20 protein-coding genes and 1 riboswitch are annotated in these 21,260 nt (G+C 69.5%); of the genes, 12 read left to right on the top strand and 8 right to left on the bottom strand.

Features of this window, described 5'->3' with window-relative positions; translation table 11 throughout:
* The first annotated feature begins 6 nt into the window (after positions 1–6).
* The 4 genes from purD (at position 7) to FBZ83_RS09510 (ending at position 5,004) form a co-directional block, all read left to right on the top strand.
* Positions 7–1,296, top strand: a complete 1,290-nt coding sequence (gene purD, locus FBZ83_RS09525; protein ID WP_145682242.1) for a phosphoribosylamine--glycine ligase — start codon at positions 7–9, stop codon at positions 1,294–1,296.
* A gap of 266 nt (positions 1,297–1,562) precedes the next feature.
* Positions 1,563–3,068 (top strand): CHASE2 domain-containing protein, encoded by a 1,506-nt coding sequence (locus tag FBZ83_RS09520; protein ID WP_145682241.1) that lies wholly within the window; start codon positions 1,563–1,565, stop codon positions 3,066–3,068.
* 5 nt (positions 3,069–3,073) lie between these two features.
* On the top strand, positions 3,074–3,430 hold the full coding sequence (locus tag FBZ83_RS09515; protein WP_211101644.1) for a hypothetical protein: 357 nt from the start codon (positions 3,074–3,076) through the stop codon (positions 3,428–3,430).
* On the top strand, positions 3,421–5,004 hold the full coding sequence (locus FBZ83_RS09510) for a M48 family metallopeptidase (protein WP_186466027.1): 1,584 nt from the start codon (positions 3,421–3,423) through the stop codon (positions 5,002–5,004). The genes FBZ83_RS09515 and FBZ83_RS09510 overlap by 10 nt, the downstream gene beginning before the upstream one ends.
* A gap of 19 nt (positions 5,005–5,023) precedes the next feature.
* Here the strand turns inward: FBZ83_RS09510 and FBZ83_RS09505 are convergent, their stop codons facing one another.
* On the bottom strand, positions 5,024–5,464 hold the full coding sequence (locus FBZ83_RS09505) for a nucleoside deaminase (protein ID WP_186466042.1): 441 nt from the start codon (positions 5,462–5,464) through the stop codon (positions 5,024–5,026).
* Positions 5,465–5,577: 113 nt separating this feature from the next.
* Between FBZ83_RS09505 and FBZ83_RS09500 the strand changes: the two genes are divergently transcribed.
* From FBZ83_RS09500 to rsmD, 3 genes are read left to right on the top strand one after another with little or no spacing between them, the layout of a single operon-like run.
* Positions 5,578–5,787, top strand: a complete 210-nt coding sequence (locus FBZ83_RS09500; RefSeq protein WP_014239544.1) for a dodecin — start codon at positions 5,578–5,580, stop codon at positions 5,785–5,787.
* Positions 5,788–5,847: 60 nt separating this feature from the next.
* Positions 5,848–7,068 (top strand): pseudouridine synthase, encoded by a 1,221-nt coding sequence (locus tag FBZ83_RS32525; protein ID WP_145682237.1) that lies wholly within the window; start codon positions 5,848–5,850, stop codon positions 7,066–7,068.
* Positions 7,049–7,627 (top strand): 16S rRNA (guanine(966)-N(2))-methyltransferase RsmD, encoded by a 579-nt coding sequence (gene rsmD, locus FBZ83_RS09490; RefSeq protein ID WP_247888240.1) that lies wholly within the window; start codon positions 7,049–7,051, stop codon positions 7,625–7,627. The genes FBZ83_RS32525 and rsmD overlap by 20 nt, the downstream gene beginning before the upstream one ends.
* Here rsmD and FBZ83_RS31645 read toward each other — a convergent pair.
* Positions 7,618–8,808 carry a calcium-binding protein gene (locus FBZ83_RS31645; RefSeq protein ID WP_145682235.1) on the bottom strand — a complete coding sequence of 397 codons (1,191 nt, stop codon included), beginning with the start codon at positions 8,806–8,808 and terminating at the stop codon, positions 7,618–7,620. The genes rsmD and FBZ83_RS31645 overlap by 10 nt on opposite strands.
* A 214-nt stretch (positions 8,809–9,022) precedes the next feature.
* Here FBZ83_RS31645 and FBZ83_RS09480 point away from each other — a divergent pair, with 214 nt between their 5' ends.
* The 5 genes from FBZ83_RS09480 to FBZ83_RS09460 all read left to right on the top strand — a co-directional run bounded on the left by FBZ83_RS09480 (position 9,023) and on the right by FBZ83_RS09460 (position 16,046).
* The gene (locus FBZ83_RS09480) at positions 9,023–10,711 is read left to right on the top strand and encodes an alpha-amylase family protein (protein ID WP_145682234.1); all 1,689 of its coding nucleotides are present in this window, start codon (positions 9,023–9,025) and stop codon (positions 10,709–10,711) included.
* Between the two features lie 63 nt (positions 10,712–10,774).
* Positions 10,775–10,927: riboswitch (FMN riboswitch) on the top strand.
* Positions 10,928–11,079: 152 nt separating this feature from the next.
* Entirely contained in the window at positions 11,080–11,754 is a 675-nt protein-coding gene (gene ribB / locus FBZ83_RS09475; RefSeq protein WP_145682233.1) for a 3,4-dihydroxy-2-butanone-4-phosphate synthase, read from the top strand.
* A 198-nt stretch (positions 11,755–11,952) separates the two neighbouring features.
* Entirely contained in the window at positions 11,953–12,723 is a 771-nt protein-coding gene (locus FBZ83_RS09470; protein ID WP_145682232.1) for a substrate-binding periplasmic protein, read from the top strand.
* Positions 12,724–13,310: 587 nt separating this feature from the next.
* Complete coding sequence (locus FBZ83_RS09465) at positions 13,311–13,955, top strand: TetR/AcrR family transcriptional regulator (protein WP_247888239.1); 645 nt, start codon at positions 13,311–13,313, stop codon at positions 13,953–13,955.
* A 234-nt stretch (positions 13,956–14,189) separates the two neighbouring features.
* Positions 14,190–16,046 (top strand): tetratricopeptide repeat protein, encoded by a 1,857-nt coding sequence (locus FBZ83_RS09460; RefSeq protein ID WP_145682231.1) that lies wholly within the window; start codon positions 14,190–14,192, stop codon positions 16,044–16,046.
* 54 nt (positions 16,047–16,100) lie between these two features.
* On the opposite strand, the gene FBZ83_RS09455 is transcribed toward FBZ83_RS09460, so the two are convergent.
* From FBZ83_RS09455 to FBZ83_RS09430, 6 genes are all read right to left on the bottom strand, one after another.
* The gene (locus FBZ83_RS09455; RefSeq protein WP_145682230.1) at positions 16,101–16,397 is read right to left on the bottom strand and encodes a hypothetical protein; all 297 of its coding nucleotides are present in this window, start codon (positions 16,395–16,397) and stop codon (positions 16,101–16,103) included.
* Between the two features lie 4 nt (positions 16,398–16,401).
* Positions 16,402–16,980, bottom strand: a complete 579-nt coding sequence (locus tag FBZ83_RS09450; RefSeq protein ID WP_432612490.1) for an RNA polymerase sigma factor — start codon at positions 16,978–16,980, stop codon at positions 16,402–16,404.
* Positions 16,981–17,032: 52 nt separating this feature from the next.
* Entirely contained in the window at positions 17,033–17,515 is a 483-nt protein-coding gene (gene fliS, locus FBZ83_RS09445) for a flagellar export chaperone FliS (RefSeq protein WP_145682228.1), read from the bottom strand.
* Between the two features lie 50 nt (positions 17,516–17,565).
* Positions 17,566–19,263 (bottom strand): flagellar filament capping protein FliD, encoded by a 1,698-nt coding sequence (fliD, locus tag FBZ83_RS09440; protein ID WP_145682227.1) that lies wholly within the window; start codon positions 19,261–19,263, stop codon positions 17,566–17,568.
* A 120-nt stretch (positions 19,264–19,383) separates the two neighbouring features.
* Positions 19,384–20,208: a flagellin gene (locus FBZ83_RS09435; RefSeq protein WP_145682226.1), complete on the bottom strand. Its 825-nt coding sequence runs from the start codon at positions 20,206–20,208 to the stop codon at positions 19,384–19,386.
* Between the two features lie 106 nt (positions 20,209–20,314).
* Positions 20,315–21,220, bottom strand: a complete 906-nt coding sequence (locus FBZ83_RS09430) for a flagellin (protein ID WP_137115733.1) — start codon at positions 21,218–21,220, stop codon at positions 20,315–20,317.
* Between the last annotated feature and the right edge of the window lie 40 nt (positions 21,221–21,260).

Raw genomic sequence — 21,260 nt, 5'->3', positions numbered from 1 at the left:
GGTGCCATGAAAGTCCTGGTGGTCGGGTCGGGTGGGCGCGAGCATGCGCTGTGCTGGGCCATTCAGAACTCGCCGCTGTGCGACACGCTCTACTGCGCGCCGGGCAACGCCGGCATCGCGGATGTGGCCGACTGCGTCGCCATCGGCGCGGAGGACGTGGACGCCCTGGTCCGCTTCGTCCAGGACAAGGCCATCGACTTCGTGGTCGTCGGGCCGGAAGGGCCGCTGGTGCTGGGCCTCGTCGACAAGCTGACCGCCCTTGGCATCAAGGCCTTCGGCCCCAGCGCCGCAGCGGCGGAGCTTGAGGGCTCCAAGGGCTTCATGAAGGACATCTTGGCAAAGTACGGCGTGCCGACCGCCGCCTATGGCCGCTTCAAGGACGTCGAGGCCGCCAAGGACTTCGTGCGCAAGAACGGCGCCCCCATCGTGGTCAAGGCCGACGGTCTGGCCGCCGGCAAGGGCGTGACGGTCGCCCGCACCGAGGAGGAAGCCTTCGCCGCCATCGACGAGGCCCTGGTCGAGGGCCGCTTCGGCGCCGCCGGGGCCGAGGTGGTGGTCGAGGAGTTCCTGGACGGCGAGGAGGTCAGCTTCTTCGCGCTGTGCGACGGCGAATCGGCCCTGCCGCTGGCCTCGGCCCAGGACCACAAGGCGGTGGGCGACGGCGACACCGGCCCGAACACCGGCGGCATGGGCGCCTACTCCCCGGCCCCGGCGCTGACCCCGGACCTCCAGGCCCGCGTGATGCGCGAGATCGTCGAGCCGACGGTCAAGGGCATGGCGGCGGAGGGGCGCCCCTTCAAGGGCGTGCTGTTCGCTGGCCTGATGATCGGCAAGGACGCCGACGGCAATCCGGTGCCGAAGACGCTGGAATTCAACGTCCGCTTCGGCGACCCGGAATGCCAGACGCTGATGATGCGCCTGAAGTCCGACGCGCTGGCCGCGCTGATCGCGGCGGCGGATGGCCAGTTGAAGAACATCGACCTGCGCTGGCACGACGAGACGGCGCTCTGCGTCGTCATGGCCGCGAACGGCTATCCCGGCGACTACGTGAAGAACACGGAGATCAAGGGTTTCGAGGTGGCCAACGCGGTGGAGGGCGTGACCGTCTTCCACGCCGGCACGAAGCGGTCGGACGATGGCCGGGTGCTGTCGACCGGCGGGCGCGTGCTGGGCGTGACCGCCAAGGCCCCGACCGTGGCCGAGGCGCAGAAGCGCGCTTATCAGGGCGTGGACGCGCTGGATTGGCCGGACGGCTTCTGCCGCCGCGACATCGGCTGGCGGGCGGTGGGGCGCTGAGGAGCCAAGTCCGACGGAGTCTGAGCGCGGAGGAGTGGCGACGCTCCTCCGCTTTTGTTTGCGCGCTCGCTCCGGCCCCGGCGCGGCTGAGCGTCCTGCTTGTGGATGATGGCGTCGCTGCATATGGAGATATGCAGACTTGCGAAAACTAACTAAAAATTAACATTGTTCTTTGCCGCTGTCCCGTTAAAATTGCAACGGGTTTCAGCTTTGTTTTTTAGAGAGAAACTGGCTGGCACGTTGTCAAAGGACCAGAGGCCGCCGTTATGCCGCTTCGTGGCGCAAAGGGAACTTTCGAAACCGCCCGCCGCGCTTGGCAAGGCTTCATCGCTTGTCTGTTCCTGCAGTGTACCGGATGGCGGCGGCTGGGCGACCGGCTGCTCAAACTCTCATTCGTTCCGGCACTGATTGTTTCGGCGGCGGTCTTCAACCCTTTGGACATCAGCGGCTCCAGCGGTCGAACCTCTCTGGATGCCTATCGCCGGATCGCCACCAGCGTCTATCCCGATAAGGGGCAAAAGAAAATTGTCGTCGTTCAGATCGACGACACGTCACTTGCTGTGAATGGTGAATCCTATCCGCCGTCGTTCGATTTCTACGCACGTCTTATTCAAAAACTAAAGGACGCTGGGGCTGAAAGCATCCTCCTGGATTTGATGATCATCGACAGGAACAGGCCTGGAGAGCCGGGTGGTCTGGATCGCCTTGTCAGCGCGATCGCGGATTTTCCGGTTTTCATGACGGTCGCGCGCAGCAGCCAGCAGGATGACTCGGGGTGTGCGACCGCCGGCCGGCAGAACGTGGAGGACCTGCGCCTTGCGGTGAAAGGAGAGCCTCACCCCCTGATCCGCGACGGGGCGTCCCATGTCGATCTGTTTCCGGACAGCTATTGCGGTTCGCCGCGGCTTTCAGCGGCTCTGGCGGTCTACAACGAGTATTGCGGGCGGAGTGAGGCGTGCCAGGGCAGCCGGAACGATCCGCTGGTCAATCCGGACGCCTTTCGGAACATGACCCTGACCATCGAATGGGGGCGTGTCTGGCCGGCCGGGGCGGAGGCCGTGCATCCTGACCACCGGCGCCTTGCGGCGGAGTGCCCCGACGGTTCCCTTCTGGACAAGGCCGGCAATTTCCTTCGGACGTTGATGCCGTTCGAGAGCGGCGTCCTGTCCAACGCCCCGGCGGATTGCCGCTATCACCCGGTCATCCGGGCGGAATGGCTGACGGCACCGGAATCGGCGACGGGTGTCGACGGCAAAGCCCTGGCGGATTTGCTGGCCGGCCGGATCGTGGTGGTGGGGGCGATGTTCTCCGGCGTCCAGGATGTCGGCCCGTCGCCTGTGTTCGGCATCGTGCCCGGCATGTTCCTGCACGCCATGGCGATCGACAACCTGATCGTCCGCGGCGCCGGCTTCATGAAGGAGTGGAGCAAGCTCGGGCTTGGCGATCTCGACCTGTCGGTGCTGGTGGAACTTGCCGCCATGGCGCTCGTCGCACTTGCCGCCCGTAGGATCGGCATCTGGCTCGCCCCGCGGACGTTGCTGTCGGCGGTGGCATGGACCCTGCTGCTCATGGCGGCTGGGTCGCTTGTCGGCCTCGCTTTCTCGACTTGGTTGGTATGGCTCACCGGCTTGGAACCGGTGAACTGGATCGGCGTCGCCGTTGCCGGCGCGGCGGTCGCCGGCCCGGCCCGCATCGTGCTCGCCAAACGGTTCGAAGAGCTTCGCGTGCTGGAAGCACAGGAAAAGTCACAGAGCAATGGAGGAAACGCGTGATCAGAATGTCCGCTGTGGTCTTGGCCGCCCTGTGCTCGTTCGCGGTGTCCGCGATGGCTCAGGAAAAGATCAAGATCGAAAAGATCATGTTCGGTTCCGGGGGCATGATCGCCGTGTTCGATGAGAAGGGCGGCAAGAAGGGAGAATTGCCCAAGGAGGCGTTCCCGTCGGTTCCCTTCGATGCCGCCGACTACAACCGCAACACCCGCTCTGTGAAGGTGAACGCGGGCGGTCAGGAGGTGTGGCTCAGCCCGTTCCAGGTGCAGGTTTCGGCCAAGGCCCAGGTGCTCACCGAATGCCAGACGGCTCAACGGGTCAGCGGAACGACCTTCTCGTCGCGGGGCGCCTCCGAATGCAAATGAACGCCGCCTTGCGTCGCCCGCTCGTTCCCGCCCTGCTCGGCCTGACCCTGCTCGCCGGCGGATGCAAGTCGCTCGACACGCTGACCACGGAACTCAGCGGCAAGCGAACCTACGAGTCCGTCCCCGCGCGCTTCGTCGAGGTCGCGGAGCAGCGGCGTGTCCCGGACGCCGGGGGCAGCTCCCTGACGGCGCTCGCCGCATCGCTGCAGAAGCCGTCGGGTGCGTCGGCGCGGTCGCTCGACGGCCGTGACCCGCTGCCGCCGGGCACGCGCGAGCTGGCGGGGGCGGAACCGTTGCAGCGTTACGCCAACCAGATCCTGGCGCGTCTTCTGAAGGCATGGCCCCACGCCAAGCCGTCCGTCACCATCGTCGTGACCAACAACCCCGCCTATGTGGCGGAGGCTGTTCCGGCTGGCACCATCCTGGTTTCGCAGGGGGTGTTCGTGAACTCCGAGAACGAGGATGAACTGGCCTTCATCCTGGCTCACGAAGTGTCGCACCTTCTGCTCAACCACATGGACGCCGACCGCCAGCATGCGGCGCAGAAGACGGTCGAGGACACCGGGATGGGGACGCTGCTCTCCGCGGCTCCCCGCTCCAACCCGGACATGGCCAGGAACGCGGCGCTGATCTACACGACCTACCGGACGTTCCAGGACACCGTGGCGCAACCGTCGTGGGCTCGCCAGCAGGAGGACGAGGCCGACCTTCTCGGCTTTGATCTTCTGGAGAAGGCCGGGTACAACACCAACGTCTTTCAGGTCGTGATGGAGCGCTTCGCCGACGACGCGCGCAAGCAGAGCGCCAAGGCCGAGGAGGAGCGCAAAGCACTCGAAGACCAGATCAATGCGCTGATGCAGTCGGGGCAGTACAGCGCGGGCATCAACGCCGCCTTCAAGGAATTGTCGGCCGGTCCGTCCAAGATTTTTGGTGAAATCGGCAAGCAACTGCGCATGGGCCACAATTCCGCGGAGCAGCGCTTCGTGGATTTGAGCGCCTATGCGGTCCGGGAGCAGCTGTTCGAGGGCGCGACCCGGGACAAGAACACGGTGGGTTACGAGAAGGTCGTGTTCCAGGGGGCGGCGCTGAAGGCGCTGTCGCGCAGCGTCCTGGTGCAGCGCGCGGAGAGCCTGATCGCGAAGGAGCGTCTCGCCGAGGCGGAGGCCGCCCTGAAGGAGGTCGCCAAGGGGGGCTTCGAGTCCGATCCCTATCTGCGGATGACCTACTACCGGCTTCACACCAAGCAGAACCGGCCGGACCTCGCGGTGAAGGATCTCGAGATCGCCGTCAAAAGCGCCTCAGCTCCGCCGGAGGCGTTCGATCTGCTGATCGCCGAGCATCGGGCCGCCGGCCGGGCGTCCCAGGCTCTGGTCGCCCTCGACGCCAAGGACCGCCGCTTCGGCGGGGCTGAGCGGGGCTATCCGCTCCGCATCCGGCTGCTGGTCGAGGCCGGCCGCACGCCGGAGGCCGGGTCCGTGGTCGAGCGTTGCCGCGCGGTGCGGGGCCCGCTGGTCCGCGAGTGCGAAAACGCGTGGAGTCAGGCGACGGTGGCCAGCCTGTCCCAGCCGCAGTGACGAAACGCCGCCCCGGCACTCACCCGGGGCGGCGCTCCCTGAAGAACTCCCGCAGCATCTCCGCCGCCCGCGTCTCGTCGATGCCGCCGTAGACGTCCGGGGCGTGGTGGCAGGTGGGCTGGTGGTAGAAGCGGGGGCCGTGCTCCACCCCGCCGCCCTTGGGGTCGTAGGCGCCGAAATAGACCCGCCGCAGCCGGGCGAAGCTGATCGCCGCGGCGCACAGCGCGCAGGGTTCCAGCGTCACATAGAGGTCCAGCCCCGGCAGGCGCGGCTCGCCGAGCGCTGTGCAGGCGGCGCGGATCGCCAGCACCTCGGCGTGGGCGGTGGGGTCGTTCAACTCTTCCGTCCGGTTGCCGGCGCGGGCCAGCACGGCGCCGGTCGCCGGATCGACCAGCACGGCACCCACCGGCACCTCCCCGCGGGATGCGGCGGCTTCGGCCTCCTCGAAGGCGATGTCCATGGGGGAGGGGGGGCGGCTCATGCGGGGCACCCTGCCCGGCGGTCCCTGTTTTCGTCAAGCCGCGGAACGCCCTCCGGCGTTGTTAAGCATCGGACGAAACAGGGAGGACGATCATGAGCAACCATGTCTACAAGAAGGTGGAAATCGTCGGCACCGCCGAGACCACCATCGACGACGCCATCCGCAACGGCATCGAGCGGGCGTCCAAGACGCTGAAGAACGTGGACTGGTTCGAGGTGGGCGAGATCCGCGGCCACGTCAGCGGTGGAAAGGTCGCCCACTTCCAGGTGGTGATGAAGGTCGGCTTCCGCCTCGAAGAATAACGGCGGGGACCCCGTGCCGTGGGTTGCGGGCGGGGCTTGCAAGCCCTATGGTCCGTGCCCATGGACACCCCCGATTACGAACATTCCAAAGCCATGCCCGGCGCCGCCGATGCGGACGCGGGCGAGCCCGATGCCGGCGAGCGCATCGCCAAGCGGCTGGCGCGCGCGGGCTTGTGCTCGCGCCGCGACGCCGAGCGCTGGATCACCGACGGCCGCGTGGCCGTCAACGGCACGACCCTGGACAGCCCGGCCTGCGTCGTGCGGTCCGGCGATGTCGTGCAGGTGGACGGCAAGGTCATCCCCGAGCCGGAACCGGCGCGGCTGTGGCGCTATTACAAGCCGTCCGGGCTGGTCACCACCGCCCGCGACGAGAAGGGGCGCACCACCGTCTTCGAACGGCTGCCGCCGGACATGCCGCGCGTCATCTCGGTCGGTCGGCTCGACCTGACGACCGAAGGGCTGCTGCTGCTGACCAACGACGGCGAGCTGGCCCGCTTCCTGGAACTGCCGGCCACCGGCTGGACCCGCCGCTACCGCGTGCGCGTCTTCGGCGAGGTGAACGAGGTGAAGCTGGCCGAGCTGGCGAAGGGACCGACCATCGAGGGGGTGAAGTACGGTCCCATCGAAGCCGTTCTCGACCGCATCCAGGGCCGCAACGCCTGGCTGACCGTCAGCCTGAAGGAAGGCAAGAACCGCGAGATCCGCAAGGTGATGGAGGCGTTGGACCTCCAGGTGAACCGGCTGATCCGCGTCGCCTATGGCCCCTTCCAGCTCGGCAAGCTGGAGGAGAGCGCCGTCGAGGAGGTGCCGAAGCGCGTGGTGCGCGAGCAGGTGTCCCGATTCTTCACCGGCGCCGATCCGGCGGAGGATGGCAAGGCCAAGGGCAAGACCTCTGCCGCCAAGACCTCTTCCGCCAAGGCCGCCGCCAAGAGCGAGAGCACTGGCACCGAAGGCGCCAAGGGCCGTTCCGCCGCTCCGGCGAAGGCGTCCAAGCCGCGCGACGCCAAGGCCGGCTGGGCCAAGGCGGAGCCGAAGGCCGCGTCCGAGCGGCGCGGCCCGGCCAAGCCGGCCTCGGGCGGCTACGCTTCCGGGAAGCCCGCTTCCGCTAGGCCCGCTTCCACCAAACCGGACGGCAAGCCGGCGGGCAAGCCCGGCACGCTGACGCTGAAGGGCGGCAAGCCCGGCGGCGGTGGGAAGCCGGGGCCGAAGCCGCGTGGCGGCGGAGGCGCCTCCGAGGGTGGCCGCGGGCCGGAGCGGACCCGTGCGGATCGTCGGCGGTAAGCACCGCGGGCGGCGGCTGGCCGCCCCGGGGGGGAGCGACACGCGGCCGACCACCGACCGCACCCGCGAATCCCTGTTCAACATCCTATCCCACGCTGACTGGGGGCCGGACGGCGCCGACCTGCTGGAGGGCGCCGTCGTCGTGGACGCCTTCTGCGGAACCGGCGCCCTGGGGCTGGAGTCGCTGTCCCGCGGGGCCGCCCACGCCAGCTTCCTCGACCTGGGCCGCGCCGCGCTCGACGCCGTTCGGGCCAACGTCGCGGCGCTGGGGGAGGGGGCGAACGCCGCGGTCCTGCGCGCCGACGCCACCCGCCCGCCGCCTCCGACGGGCCGCCCCTGCACGCTGGGCTTCCTCGACCCGCCCTACGGCCAGGATCTGGCGCCGAGGGCGCTGGCCGGGCTGGCGAAAGCCGGCTGGCTGGCCCCTGGCGCCGTCCTGGTGGTCGAGGTCGCCGGGCGCGACCCGCTGCCCCTGCCGCCCGGCTTCGCGGAGCTGGACGAGCGCCGCTACGGCGACACCCGCGTCCAGTTCCTGCGGTACGGGCTGCCTCAGCCGTAGGTGAAGAAGGCCGAGGTGACCTGGTTCGGAGCGATGCCGGCCAGGGTCAGCCGGTCGCCGCTGCCGAAGTCGAGCAGGGCGCTGCCGCTGCCGTCCGATCCCAGGCGGTAGGTCATGTTGGAGGCGATCTGGATGCGGTCGTTCTGCGCGCGGCTGAAGTCGGCGATGCGGTCCTGACCGCCGCCGCGGGTGAAGACGAACAGGTCCGCCCCCGAGCCGCCCCACAGCGTGTCGTTGCCGGCATCGCCCCACAGCGTGTCGTTCCCCTCGTCCCCCATCAGCAGGTCGGCGCCCGAGCCGCCATGGAGTGCGTCGTTGCCGGCCTGCCCGCGCAGCGTGTCGTTTCCGGCGTCGCCCCACAGCAGGTCGTTGCCGGCGCCGCCGAACAGCTGATCGTTGCCGCTCAGCCCGCTCAGCGTGTCGTTGCCCGCCCCGCCATAGAGGCTGTCGGCCCAGGTGTTGCCGGTCAGCGTCAGGTTCTTCGGGATCTCGACGATCTGGAAGGTCTTGCCGGTGAACTGCTCGGCGTAATAATCGATGGAGTTCATGTAGTTGGGGCGCAGCGTCGGCGTCAGGTCCGACATGATGGTGCCGGTCGCGGCGAAGTTGCCGTAGGTGGCGCCGCCCGCATACTCGTCGAAGGCGCCGATCATGTGGCCGAATTCGTGGGCCGCCAGTTCGTCCTGGTAATCGGGCCCCCAGTCGGTCTGGGTGCACCAGTTCAGCATGTCGCAGCGCCCGTAGCTGTTGCTGACGTTCACGTCGTAATGCTGGTTCCCGGCCGCCACGAACTGCACGTCGAAGCGGATGGCGTAGCTGTTGGTGCCGTCCGACAGGCTGTACTTGTCGCCCCAGATCCCCTCGATTCCCTGCTCCCAGACCTGCTTCAGCGACCCGGCGTCGTCGCCGGTCAGGTGGATGCGGGTCTGCACGGTGAAGGCCGTGCCATCGAAGCCGAGGTCGTATTTCACGTCCCAGCCGAACCCGCCATCCGCCCGCGTCTCCGCGTAGTTGATGGTCACCGGGGCGAAGCTGGTGGGAACCGGCGCCGCGGGAGCCGCCGCCAGGGTGCCGGCGTTGTTCCCGTAGCTGTAGCTGACGGCCTGCGTCGTGGTGGTCTGGGTGGCGGGGCTCTGGGCGGCCCCGTTCCGGGCGGCGTTCTGGCGCATGGCACGCTTCATGGCACGATTCCCCTGGTTCTGTGCGTCTTGGGGGACATCATGCGGGCAGGATTGAAGGCTTTCTTGTGACTTTAACTATACATTAACCTTTTTCCTAAGGGCGTAGGACACCCCCTTACGGTTGGCTCGGCGGAGCGGCGGGACCTCGGCCGGTCGGCCCTGTTATGGCCTAGGACGAGCGGCGGCGGGCGCCGCGTCTGGGGCGGGGCGGGGCATGATCAAGGATCTCTGGTACAAGAACGCGGTCATCTACAACCTGTCGCTCGGCACCTTCATGGACGCCAACGGCGACGGGGTCGGCGACTTCCAGGGCCTGCAGCGCCGGCTGGATTATTTGCAGGGGCTGGGCGTGACCTGCGTCTGGCTGGGGCCGTTCCAGCCGTCGCCGATGCGCGACCACGGCTACGACGTGGCCGACTACTACAACGTCGACCCGCGCTACGGCACGCTGGGCGACTTCGTGGAGTTCAGCCACGCCTGCAAGCAGCGCGGCATCCGCCTCATCATCGACCTTGTGGTCAACCACACCTCGGACCAGCATCCCTGGTTCCAGGCGGCGCGCAAGGACCCGGACTCCCCCTACCGGGACTGGTACGTCTGGTCGGACAAGAAGCCGGACGGCGCCGACCAGGGCGTCGTCTTTCCCGGCGTGCAGAAGACCACCTGGAGCTGGGACAAGGAGGCCCGCGCTTACTACTTCCACCGCTTCTACGAGTTCCAGCCGGACCTGAACACCGCCAACCCGGAGGTGCAGGCCGAACTGCTGAAGGTGATGGGCTTCTGGATCGAGCTGGGCGTGTCGGGCTTCCGCATGGACGCCGTGCCCTTCGTCATCGCGACCAAGGGTCCGGACGTGAAGAAGCCGAAGGAGCAGTTCGACATGCTGCGCACCTTTCGGGAGTTCGTGCAGTGGCGGTGCGGCGACGCGGTGCTGCTGGCCGAGGCCAACGTGCTGCCGACCGTCGACCAGGAGTATTTCGGCGACGACGGCGACCGCATGCAGATGGTCTTCAATTTCCAGGTCAACCAGACCCTGTTCTACGCGCTGGCGACGGCGGACACGCGGCCGCTGGTCAAGGCGCTGGACGTCACCCGGGTGCCGCGCCCCAGCACCAACCAGTGGGGCCTGTTCCTGCGCAACCACGACGAGCTGGACCTCGGCCGCCTGACCGAGGCGCAGCGCAAGCGCGTGTTCGACACCTTTGGGCCGGACAAGGACATGCAGCTCTACGACCGCGGCATCCGGCGGCGCCTCGCCCCGATGCTGCGCGGCGACCGGCGGTGGCTGGAACTGGCCTACAGCCTGCTGTTCACGCTGCCCGGCACGCCGGTGCTGCGCTACGGCGACGAGATCGGTATGGGCGACGACCTGTCCCTGCCGGAGCGCGAGTGCGCCCGCACCCCTATGCAGTGGTCGGACGAGCCGCAGGGCGGCTTCACCAAGGCGGACGACCCCGTGCACCCGGTCATCAGCGGCGGCGCCTACGGCTACGAGCGGATCAACGCCGCCCACCAGCGCCGCGAGCCGTCGAGCTTGCTGAACTGGACCGAGCGGATCATCCGCATGCGCAAGGAATGCCCGGAAATCGGCTGGGGCGACTTCCAGGTGCTGCCCACCGGATCGAACGCGGTGCTGGCGATCCGCTACGACTGGCGCAACAACTCGGTGCTGGTCGTCCACAACCTCGACGACCGTCCCCACGAGGTCACGCTGGCGGTCGATGGCACGGGGGAATCGCCGCGGCTGGTCAATCTGCTGGCCGAGGACCACAACGATCCCGGGGAGGACGGGCGGCATTGCCTGGTGCTGGAGCCCTACGGCTACCGCTGGTACCGGCTGGGCGGGCTGGACTACCTGCTGCGCCGGACCGAGGGGCCGGCCGGCGGGACGAAGCGGCCTTGACTTTGCCCGGCCCGCTGGGGGACGCTGGCGGTGCCGTCCCCATCCGGGGGCGGCGCAACAGACGCTTGTTCTCAGGGCAGGGTGAAAATCCCGACCGGCGGTAGCCCCTCGCAAGAGGGGGAGCCCGCGAGCGCTCCCGGCCGTCAGGCGGGGAGGTCAGCAGATCCGGTTCAAGGCCGGAGCCGACGGTGACAGTCCGGATGGAAGAGGACGAGCCGGTCATCGACCGTGGTCCGCGCGTCGCGCCTTGGCGTGGCGCGTGGGGCGCGTGCGCTGGCCTGCGACGGCGGTTCGCGCGGGGCATCCCGCGCGCCGCCGGAAGTCTCTTTGCGCCCTGATTCAGGCTCGCCCCAACCGGAGTGAGAACCGTGAATCAGACCTTTGCCAGCAACTCCGCCTCCGCCGGCCTTCTCGACCGCTTCGGCAGTGCCGAGGAACGGGTGACCCGCGCCGTGGAGGCGATCCGCCAGGGCGGCGGGGTGGTCGTCGTCGATGACGAGGACCGCGAGAACGAAGGCGACGTCATCTACGCCGCCGAGACGATCACCGCCGAACAGATGGCCCTGCTGATCCGCGAAGGGTCGGGGATCGTCTGCCTGATCCTGACCGACGCCGACGCGCGCCGCCTCGACCTGCCGCCCATGGTCGGCAGCAACACGGCGCGCTTCGGCACCGCCTTCACCGTCTCCATCGAGGCGCGGGAGGGCGTGTCCACCGGCGTGTCGGCGGCGGACCGGGTGACCACCATCCGCACCGCCATCGCCGACGGCTGCCGGCCGGAGGACCTCGCCCGGCCGGGCCATGTCTTCCCGATCCGCGCCCACGCCGGGGGCTTGGCGGCGCGGCGCGGCCACACCGAGGCGACCATCGAGCTGACCACCCTGGCCGGGCGCCGTCCGGCGGGGGTGCTGTGCGAGGTGATGAACCCCGACGGCACGATGGCCCGCCTGCCCGAACTGGTCGCCTTCGCCGAGCGCCAGGGCATGCCGGTGGTGACCATCGAGGACCTGGTCGGGGCGATGCGCCTGCGCGCCGCCGCCTGACCGGCCGGGATCGGTGAGTGGGGCCGGCTCCCCCCTTCGCGGGCGGGGCCGGCCCTTTTTGTGTCCGGCTGGGGGCCGTGCGCGCCGTCTCCGGTGCGATATCACACCCGCCCGCTCTTTTCCCATTGAGGACGACCGGATTGCCCTGTACGCGGAGCCCCGCGACCGGCGGTGTCAGGATGTGAGCGGAGAGGGTTGATGAGGACGAGGGTGAGCGCGTGTCTGGCGAAGGCGATGATGACCGTGGCGGGGCTGCTGGCCGCCTTGGTTCCGGCCCTGCTTCTGGCGTCGAACCCGGCGCGCGCGGAGAACTGGACGGTCGCGTCCGAGGACTATTTCCCGCCGTACAATTACACCGAGCGCGGCAAGCGGACGGGAATGGACACGGAGATCGTCGATGCCCTGCTGAAGGACATCGGCGTCTATCCGGTTCACCGCCCCATGGGCTGGCCGGAGGTGGTGCGGGCTCACGACGAGAACGAGGTGGATGTCGCCTTTCAGTTCTTCACGTCGCCGCGCCGTCTGGAGCGTGGCCATCTGATCGGTCCCTACCGCGTCGGCGCGACCGTGCTCATGGTCCGCAGCAACGCCGAGATCACCTACACGGGCATCGAGGATTTGCGGGGCCTGCGGATCGGCGTCGTCGACGGCTTCGAATACACCCCCGAGTTCGACAGGTCGCCCCTGTTCGAGCGGGTGTCCAGCAGCAGCAACGTCGTGTCGTTCCGCCGCCTGCTGCTCGGCCGCGTCGATGCCATCGCCGGTGATTCGCAGGTGCTGCGATCCCTGGCCGACAGCGAGGGCCGGACGGGTTCGGTCAAGATCCTGGCCAAGCCGCTGGCCATGGTGCCGCGCTACATATCGGTCCCCAAGCCGCGGGCGGAAAAGGCCGCGCGGCTGCAAGCCGCCTACGAGAAGCTCAAGCAGGACGGCACCATCGACGCCATCGTCCGCCGGTGGGAGCGGTAGGGAAGAAGCACGCGCGAACAGGACGGAGCCGCGCGGGCATGGCGGAGGTGTTACGCGCGATGCCGCTCGATCGTGGCGACCGCGTGTTCGGCGAGCGACGCCAGCGCCTCGTCGGACGCGCCGTCCTGTGCCTGCACGGGACATGCCCTTGATCATCGCGCCGCTCGGCATGGATGACACCGGCTTCTCGGTGCGCGATCCCTCCCGCTCGCCAAGGTCTATGCGGACGGCCGGGGGTGTTTCCAACCGATGTCCGGAACGCCGTCTACGAGTAGGACCGGCGCGACGGGCCGCCGGTCCTGCGCCGTTCGTCCGCCCGAAGGAGCGGAGGCAAATGCGCGTCCTTGGCGATGGCGGTTTCTTTCCGAAGCAAACAGGACGGCATCGAGCGGCTGCTATATCCGGTTGTGATGCGGATGGCGGCGGACGGCCCGCGCGGCGCTGCGGCGCTTTGGTCTTGCTCGCTTTGGATGTAGGCGGTGCGGCGTTCGTCTGCTAAGGAAAGGGCGCCGGCCGGCGGCCCCGGATGACTCAGGTGTCGAGGTCCGGTCTGCCCGGGATCGGGCGGTGCAGGCAGAGGAATGATGATGGAATCGTCGCGCACCGCGGTATGGGTCGGCCGCCCTCCCAAGGAGGATGCCACCGGCCCCTCCGACCGGATCATCGACATGGCGGCTCGGCTTTTTGCGGCCCAGGGCTTTGCGGCGACCTCGATCGGGCAGGTCGCGGCCGCCTGCTGCGTCGGGAGCGACACGATCCATCGACGCTTTCCGTCGAAGGCGGCGCTCTTCGCGGCGGTGGCCGAGCGGATGCGCGCGCGGACCCTGGACGGTCTCGAAGCCGAGATCGGCTCCGCGGACGGCGACGCGCTGTCGCGCTTGAAGCGCGTCGCCCGCTGGTTTCTCGCCATGAACCTGGAACCGGACATGGTCGCGCTGAACCGGATCGCCCTGAGCGAAGCGATCCTCCTCGGTCCGGAGGAGGACGATCCGGTCACCGAGCGGCTGGTCGCCCTGGTCGCCGCCGCGCAGTGGGACGGCAAGCTGGGCGGTGACGATCCGCGCATGATCGCCGCGCATCTGCTGCACTCCATCGTGTCCGGCCCGTCGAACGACTCCATGCGGGGGCGCAAGACCTACGCGTCGACGGAGTCCCAGGACCGGTTCTTCGATCAGGCCTGGGCCTTGTTCCTGCGCGGGGTGGGGCGATCCCTGCCACCCGGCGGCCGCTGATCCCACTCCGTAACGGTCCGAGCGGCCAAGGGAGGCCGCGCGGGCGACCGATTGTTTTCGTCATCGGCTGCAAAAATTGCTCAAACCCGCGCAGGAGCGCGGCGGGGCTTCCCGTATCAAGGGCGGGAACATTTTTGGGCAATCGGGGGCAGGTCGGCACGGAGAAAGCCGCTGGACAGCATCACCCTGCTCGTCCGACGGCTCGGCCGGTTCCAGGACATAAAGCGCAAGGCCATGACGGATCATCACGACAGCGCGCCGGCGGCCAGCCGGCGCGGCGGGGACGGCTCGCCCTGGGAAGCGGTGCTTCACGACCCGGCACGGGCGGAGGGCGTCTTCCTGCTCGGGCTGGCGGCGGCGCGGCTGGGGCGGGCGGAGGCGGCCATCCGCTGGTTCCGGCGCGCCGTCCGGCTGCAACCCGGCTGGGCGGACGTATGGGCGGCCTTGGCCGACGCCTGCCGCCGTGCCGGACGCTGGAGGGAGGCGGCGGGGGCCTTCGCCGTGCTCCTGTCCTTGTCCCCCGCCGACGGCGCGGCGCTGGTCAACCTTGCGGTGCTGGAACGGGCCGCCGGCCACCCGCGGGCGGCGGTGCGCCGGCTCCGCCGCGCCCTGGCGCTCGACCGCCGCCAGGCCGCGACCTGGAACAACCTCGGCAACGCGCTGCGCGACCTCGGCGCGACCGCCCAGGCCGCGGCGGCGTGGCGGACGGCGCTGGCGCTCGACCCCGGTCAGGCGGACGCGCTCGGCAATCTGGGCGGCGCGCGGCGCGACCAGGACCGCTTCGCCGAGGCGGGGGTCCTACTCCGCCGGGCGCTGGCGCTGGCCCCGCAGCACGCGGCGCTTCACGGCGTCCTGGCCTACGCGCTGAGCGGCGAGGGCCGGCTGGCGGAGGCCGAGCGGGCCTGCCGCCGCGCGCTGGCCCTGGCGCCGGCCCTGGCCGATCCGCTGTGCACGCTCGGCCTGACGGTGCAGCGGCGCGGCGGCGGCGATGCCCTGCGCTGGTTCGACCGGGCCGCGGCGGCGTCGCCGGGCCACCCGCTCGCCCGCTTCAACCGCGGTCTGGCGGAGCTGGAGAGCGGCGCGCTGGCCGACGGCTGGGCCAACTACGCCTGCCGCTTCGCCGCCGGCCGCGCCGGACGGGAACGGCGCTTCTCCATCCCCGAATGGCGCGGCGAGCCGCTGGCCGGCAAGCGGCTGTTCATCTGGCGCGAGCAGGGGGTGGGGGACGAGTTCCTGTTCGCCTCCTGCTACGCCGACGCCATCCGACAGGCCGACCAGGTGGTGATCGAATGCGAGCCGCGCCTGCTGCCGCTGTTCGCCCGCTCCTTCCCCAAGGCCATCGTCCGGGCCGAGCAGCCGCTGCGGGGGCGGGCGCTGGTGGAGGCGGTGGACTGCGACCTGCACAGTCCCGCGGGCTCGCTGCCGCGTTACCTGCGCGGTGGGCTGGCGGACTTCCCGCCGCGATCCTCCTGGCTGTTTCCCGACCCGGCGCGGCTGCTGGACTGGCGGCAACAACTGGACGGCATCGGCGGGGACCTGCGCGTCGGCATCGCGTGGCGCAGCCAGCTGATGACCGTCGAGCGGCAATGGGCCTATCTGCCGCTCGGCGAATGGGGGCCGGTGCTGGGCGTGCCGGGGGTGACCTTCGTGAACCTCCAGTACGACGACTGCGAGACGGAGATCCAGCGGGCGGAGGCGCGCTTCGGCGTGCCCATCTACGAGTTGGAGCGGCTCGACCTGAAGAACGATTTCGAAGGAACGGCGGCGCTCACCGCCAACCTGGATCTGGTGATCGCGCCGGCCAATTCGGTGGCGGAGCTGGCCGGCGCGCTGGGCGTGCCGGTCTGGCGCTTCGGCGCGCGGGACTGGACCCATCTCGGCAGCGGCGTGCGTCCCTGGTACCCGTCCATGCGGGTCTTCCATCCCCGCGCGGGCGAGCCGCTGTCCGCGGCGCTGGGGCGCATCGCGGCGGAGCTTCGCCGCGCCGCCGCCCTGGCGCGCCGGGCGGGTGTGGAGGCGCCGGGGCCGCGCCCTTCCGCCCGCCCGATCCGGCGCACCCATCCCCAGGCCCCCTCGCTGCGGCGGCATTGAACCACCACGGCCGGATGCCGCCGCGTCGTTTCGCTGTGTTTGAAGAGTGGCGGCTCAGACGGGGCGGTTCGTGCCGGGAACCGGTGCCGCGTCGGGAGTCAGGGCGTCGGAGGACGCCGTCCGGGCGCCGAAGGCCCGTTCGAAGATGCGGTCGGCCAGATCGGCGGGGGGCGCTGCATCGCCGTCCGCTTCCGTCAGGGCGAGTTCGACGGTCACCATCTCGTCCAGCATGGCCTGGGCCGCGACGGACTGGGCGAGGAGGCGGCGCGCCTCCCGCAGCGTCGCGCGGGGCCAGCGTTCCAGATCGCCGCCGTGGCGGTCGAGCAGCTCGCGAAACTGGTCTTCGGTCATCGCGTCATCCGTCTTCGAACGAATCCCTGGCGGCCTGCGCGCTGGCGCGCAACAGCGTGCGAAGCTGCTGGCGGGCGCGTTTGAGCAGCGATTCTACAGCAGTGACGCTGATTTGCATAATGGTTGCGATCTCGGCGCCGCTCAAGCCTTCGTTATAATAAAGGGCGAGGGCGGCGCGCTGCTGCGGCGGCAGCCGGTCCTGAGCGTCGCGCAGGCGGGCGGCCACCTGCCGGCGCTGGATGTGGGTGACGGCGTCGGGGGCATGGTCCGGCGGCTCGGGCACCGAGTCCAGATCCTCCCCCGCCGGGCGGCGCTTGTGGTCGATGCAGCGGTTCACCACGACCCGGTAGAGCCATGTGGTGAACTTCGCCCCCTCGTCGGTCCAGTGGTCGCGCCGCTGCCAGACCTGGAGGAAGGCGTCCTGGGCGATGTCCTCCGCCTCGGCGTCGCTGCCGCACATGCGGCGGGCGAGCGCGTAGGCGCGCTTCAGGTGGCGGTGGACCAGCGCGCGGTAGGCCGCCTGGTCCCCGGCGCGGATGCGCGCCATCAGGACCTCGTCGGTCTCCGCCGCCAAGCCGGCCACGTTCCTGTTGGACACGGAATTGGAAAGGGTGCCGGACGGACGCGTGCCGTCCTCAGCCAAACAGGCCGCCGCGCGCATGATCCATGGATCTCCCGATCACGGATGCGTGCGACCCTTTGGTCGAAGCACCGGTTGAGCTGGGGACCACGCCGCGTTCTGCGGCGATGGTCTGCCACGCCTTCGTCATGAAGGACAGCTGGCGGATGATGGCCTCGGTCGCGGCCACGGGGTCCCGGCGCGCAGCGGCCAAACCGGCCTGCCGGACCAGGGACCGGTAGAAGCGCCGCAGCGTCGCCGCGACATCCCCACCTTTATCCAATTTCAGAATGGAATCAAGCCCCAAGAGGATGGTGATGGCGCGGTCCATGGCCTGGAAATGGGCGTCGTACCGGCCGTCCCGCGCGGCGTCGCGCGCCTGGTGCAGATGCGCCGCCGCCGTCTCGTAGAGGCGGACGACGGCCAACAGGGGCGGCATCGCCGCGCTGTTGGCGGAGGCGTAGGCGGACAGGGCCTTGGTCAGGGTCGGGTTGCGCATGGCGCGGGTCCTTCGGGTGGGGAAATGGAGGCGACGGGCGCGCGGCGCCGTCAGTCGTCGCTGCTTTCCTTGTATTTCAGCTGCTGGAGCAGGAGGTTCGCGGCTTCCGCCTTGGCCTCCAGCCGGGCGTAGTAGGCGGTCAGGCGGGTGCGATAGTCCTCGGCCTTGGTCTTGATGTCGTCGGATCGCCGGGTCAGGTCAGTGTTGTCGGCCTCAAGCTGCGCGACGATGCGGGCGACGTCGCCGTCGTCCTCCGCCGCGATGCCGTTCAGCGTGGTGTAGAGCTGGTCGGCCAGCCCTTGCGAGAAGCCGACGTCCACCGACCCGCCCTCGCCGGTGTAGACCAGAACCAGCCCGGCGAAGGCGGTTCCGTCGTTGCCGATGATGCGGTTGCCGCTGACCCGGAACAGCGAGGAGTCGCCGTCCACCGACGCGCCGGACAGGGTTCCGTCCTCGGCCACCGTGATGTCCAGCGTGAAGTCCGTTCGGCCGAGGCTGCGGTCGTAGCGCAGCAGCTTCAGGTCGGCGGAGGAGCTGGTCATCTCCAGCCCCAGCAGCGTGCGCACCGCGTCGATGTCGCCGGTCAGCGCGGCGTTCAGCGCCGTCTCGTCCACCGTCAGCGTGTTGTCGCTGGCGAAGGTGATGCCCAGGCTGGCCAGCGACAGGGTGCTGCCCTCGTCCGTCGTCACCTTGGCGTTCAGCGCGTCGTAGACCGACTTGGTGACCTGCCGCAGCAGGCTGTCCGCGAACAGGGTGGCGTCGCTGCCGGCGGTGCCGCCGCTGCCGACGGTCTGATGGGTCTGGGCGAAGGCGCGGAACGCGTTGTAGGCGTCCACGAAGCCGGTGATCGCGCCCTTGATCGACGACAGGTCGGTGCCGATCTCCACCCCGATCGTCTGGCCGGGCAGGGCGGCGTAGAGGTCGAAGGTCAGCCCGTCGACGGCGTCCGCGATGGTGTTGCTGCTGCGCTCCACCCGCACCCCGTCCACGGTGACGACGGCGTTCTGGGCCGCCACCAGCTCGTTGGCGTAGCCGCCGTCCGCGTCGGTCAGGCCAAGGCCGCTCAGGACGCCGCTGCCGCCGTCGTCGAGGGTGATCGCCTTGCCGGTGTCGTTGGCGGTGAGGATCAGCTGGTACTGGCTGTCGGTCACCTTCACGATGCTGGCGGTCACGCCGCTGGTGGATTTGCGCGCATTGATGGCGTCGCGGACGTCGGTCAGGGAATCCCCGGTCTCCACGTCGATGGACACCGCGGTGCCGCCCGCGACGCCGAGCGAGAGGGTGCCGGACTGGCCGAGCGCGGCGCTCTGGCTGGCGGTGGTCGCCGCACCGATCTTGTGGCGGGTGGCGAGCTGCTCCACCACGATGGAGTAGGTGCCGGTCTCCGCCCCGTCCGCCGCGGTTACCGACAGCACGTCGCCCGCCGCGGTGGAGCCGCCGCCCGACAGATAGGCGGTGCGCTCCTCGAACAGGTTGCTGCCGGCGCCGGTCGATACGCTGCGGTTGCGCAGCCCGTCCAGCGACGTGTTCACCGCCAGAAGCAGCGACTGCATGTCCTCATAGGCGGTGATCCTGGCCTCGTTGGCGGTGATTGTCGTGTCGATGCGGTCGGCGCGGGACAGGCGCTTCTGCACCGACGCCTCGATCAACGCCGAATAGTCGATGCCGGTGCCCGACCCGCTGGCGATCAGCGACGAACTGCCGGTCGATGCGGCGGTCGAGGATGAGGTTGAGGACACCGTCGTCATGGGCGTTGGTCCGGCAGGGGAAGGGGCGGGCGAGGGGTGTGTGCGTGGCGGTGCGTTCGGCGCCGGCCCATCCCCCTCGCCCTAACCCTCTCCTTGGCGAAGGGAGAGGGATGGCGGGCCTTATCGCAGCAGCTGCAGCAGGTTCTGCGGCATCTCGTTGGCCTGGGACAGCACGGCGATGGCCGCCTGGGTCAGCACCTTGGTCGAGGCCAGCTCCGCCTGCTCGGCGGCGACGTCCACGTCCATGATCGCCGACTGCGCCGCCTCGGTGTTCTCGATGGAGGTGTCCAGCACTTGGCCGCGGAACTCGAAGCGGGAGATCAGGGCGCCCACGTCGGCCCGCGCGCTCGACAGCGTTTCCACCGCCGTGTCCAGCGCGGTCAGCGCGGCGCTCGCTGTGGCGGAGGTGCCGACGTCCAGCGTGCCGATGGACAGGCCGGTGGTGTTCACGTTGGCGATGGTGACGGTGATCTTGTCGGTGCTTTCCGTGCCGACGCGGAAATCCACGCCGCTGGCCCAGGCGCCGTTGCCGTCCAGCAGCGGGTCGTCGTTGAAGCGGGTGCCCGACGCGATGCCGTCGATCTCCTCGATGAGCTGCTGGAACTCGGCGTCGAGGTAGCCGCGCTCGGTGTCGGTGACGGCGCCGGACAGCGACTGGGTGGCCAGCGAGCGCATGCGCTGCACGATGTCGGAGACGCGGGACATGCCGCCGTCCGCCGCCTGGAGGATCGAGGAGCCGTGCGAGGCGTTGGTCGCCGCCTGCTTCAGCACCGTGATGTCGGAGGTCAGCGAGGTGCCGACGGCCAGGCCCGCCGCGTCGTCCGACGCCTTGGTGATGCGCGAGCCGCTGGCGATCTTGGAGACGGAACTGGCCTGGTTCTCGGAATTGATGTTCAGGTAGCGCAGCGCGGAGTTCGCCGCCGTGTTGGTGGAGATGACGGGCATGATGTGCCTCCTGGTCGGAGCCTGATCGGATGGTGGGGCCGCCTGTGCATCAGCCCTCAGTGCGTCTCACGGCCGGTGCCGCGAAAGCTGGCGCGGAATCTTCGGCTCAGAGGAAATCGTTCAGGTTGGTCTGCTGGAGGATTTTCATCAGGCTCATGGTCGACTCCAGGTTGGCCTGAAGCTGCGACAGCCGCGTCGTCGCCTCAGCGAGGTCGATGCTGCGGATGTCCTCGACGTGGGTCTGGAGGACGAGTTGCTCCTCCAGGTGGCGGTCGATGGTCCGCTCCAACGTGGCGGAGGCGGAGCCGAGCTTGGTCTGCACCACGGTCAGCCCGTCCGCCGCCGCGTCGGCGAGGTCGGACGCCTCGTCCACCAGGGCGGTGTCCACCGGGTTGGTCGGCATGTTGGCGATCAGGCTGATGGAGCGCAGCGCCTTCTCGATGGACGGGTCGTCGGCGGTGACGCCGTACTGGACGATGAGGTCGTCGGCGGCCTGGAAGTAGGAGACGCTGCCATCGCCCTTGTAATAGGTCGTGTCGGCGGCGGAGGGGCTGGTCGCCGCCGGCAGGCCGTCCAGCGACACCGGCGCGCGGTCGGTGCGCCCCCCGGCGAACAGGTAGCGGCCTTCCTGCTGGGTGTTCAGCAATCCGGCGAACTCCGTCATCAGGGCCTGCGCCTCGCTCTTGATGCCGTCCGCGGCGCCGCTGCCGGCCCCCTGGAGGCTGGCGACGAGGCTGCGCACCCGGTTGGCGAGGTCGATCATCCCGCCCACGGCGTCGTGCATGGTCTGGATGCGCCCGTTGACCACCTCCCCCTCGTCGACGTAGCGCTCTGAGCGGCGGTAGTGGCTCTCCAAATTGACGAGGCGGCCACTGTCGCCGGCGATGCCCTTGTAATCGACCGATGCCTCGCGGGTTGCCGCCTGCACCTGGGCGGCGGCCACCTGGGACTCCGCCGCCAGCATGTAGCGGACGAGTTGGTTCTGGTGGTTGAAGGTCGCGATCCGTTCCATGCCGGCTCCCTTTCATATGCCTCATGCGCCGGCGGGCTCC

Source organism: Azospirillum brasilense (assembly GCF_007827815.1).
Classification (GTDB): Bacteria; Pseudomonadota; Alphaproteobacteria; order Azospirillales; family Azospirillaceae; genus Azospirillum; species Azospirillum brasilense_C.
The sequence above is the reverse complement of the archived record's forward strand: the minus strand, read 5'-3'. Positions and strand labels throughout refer to the sequence as shown.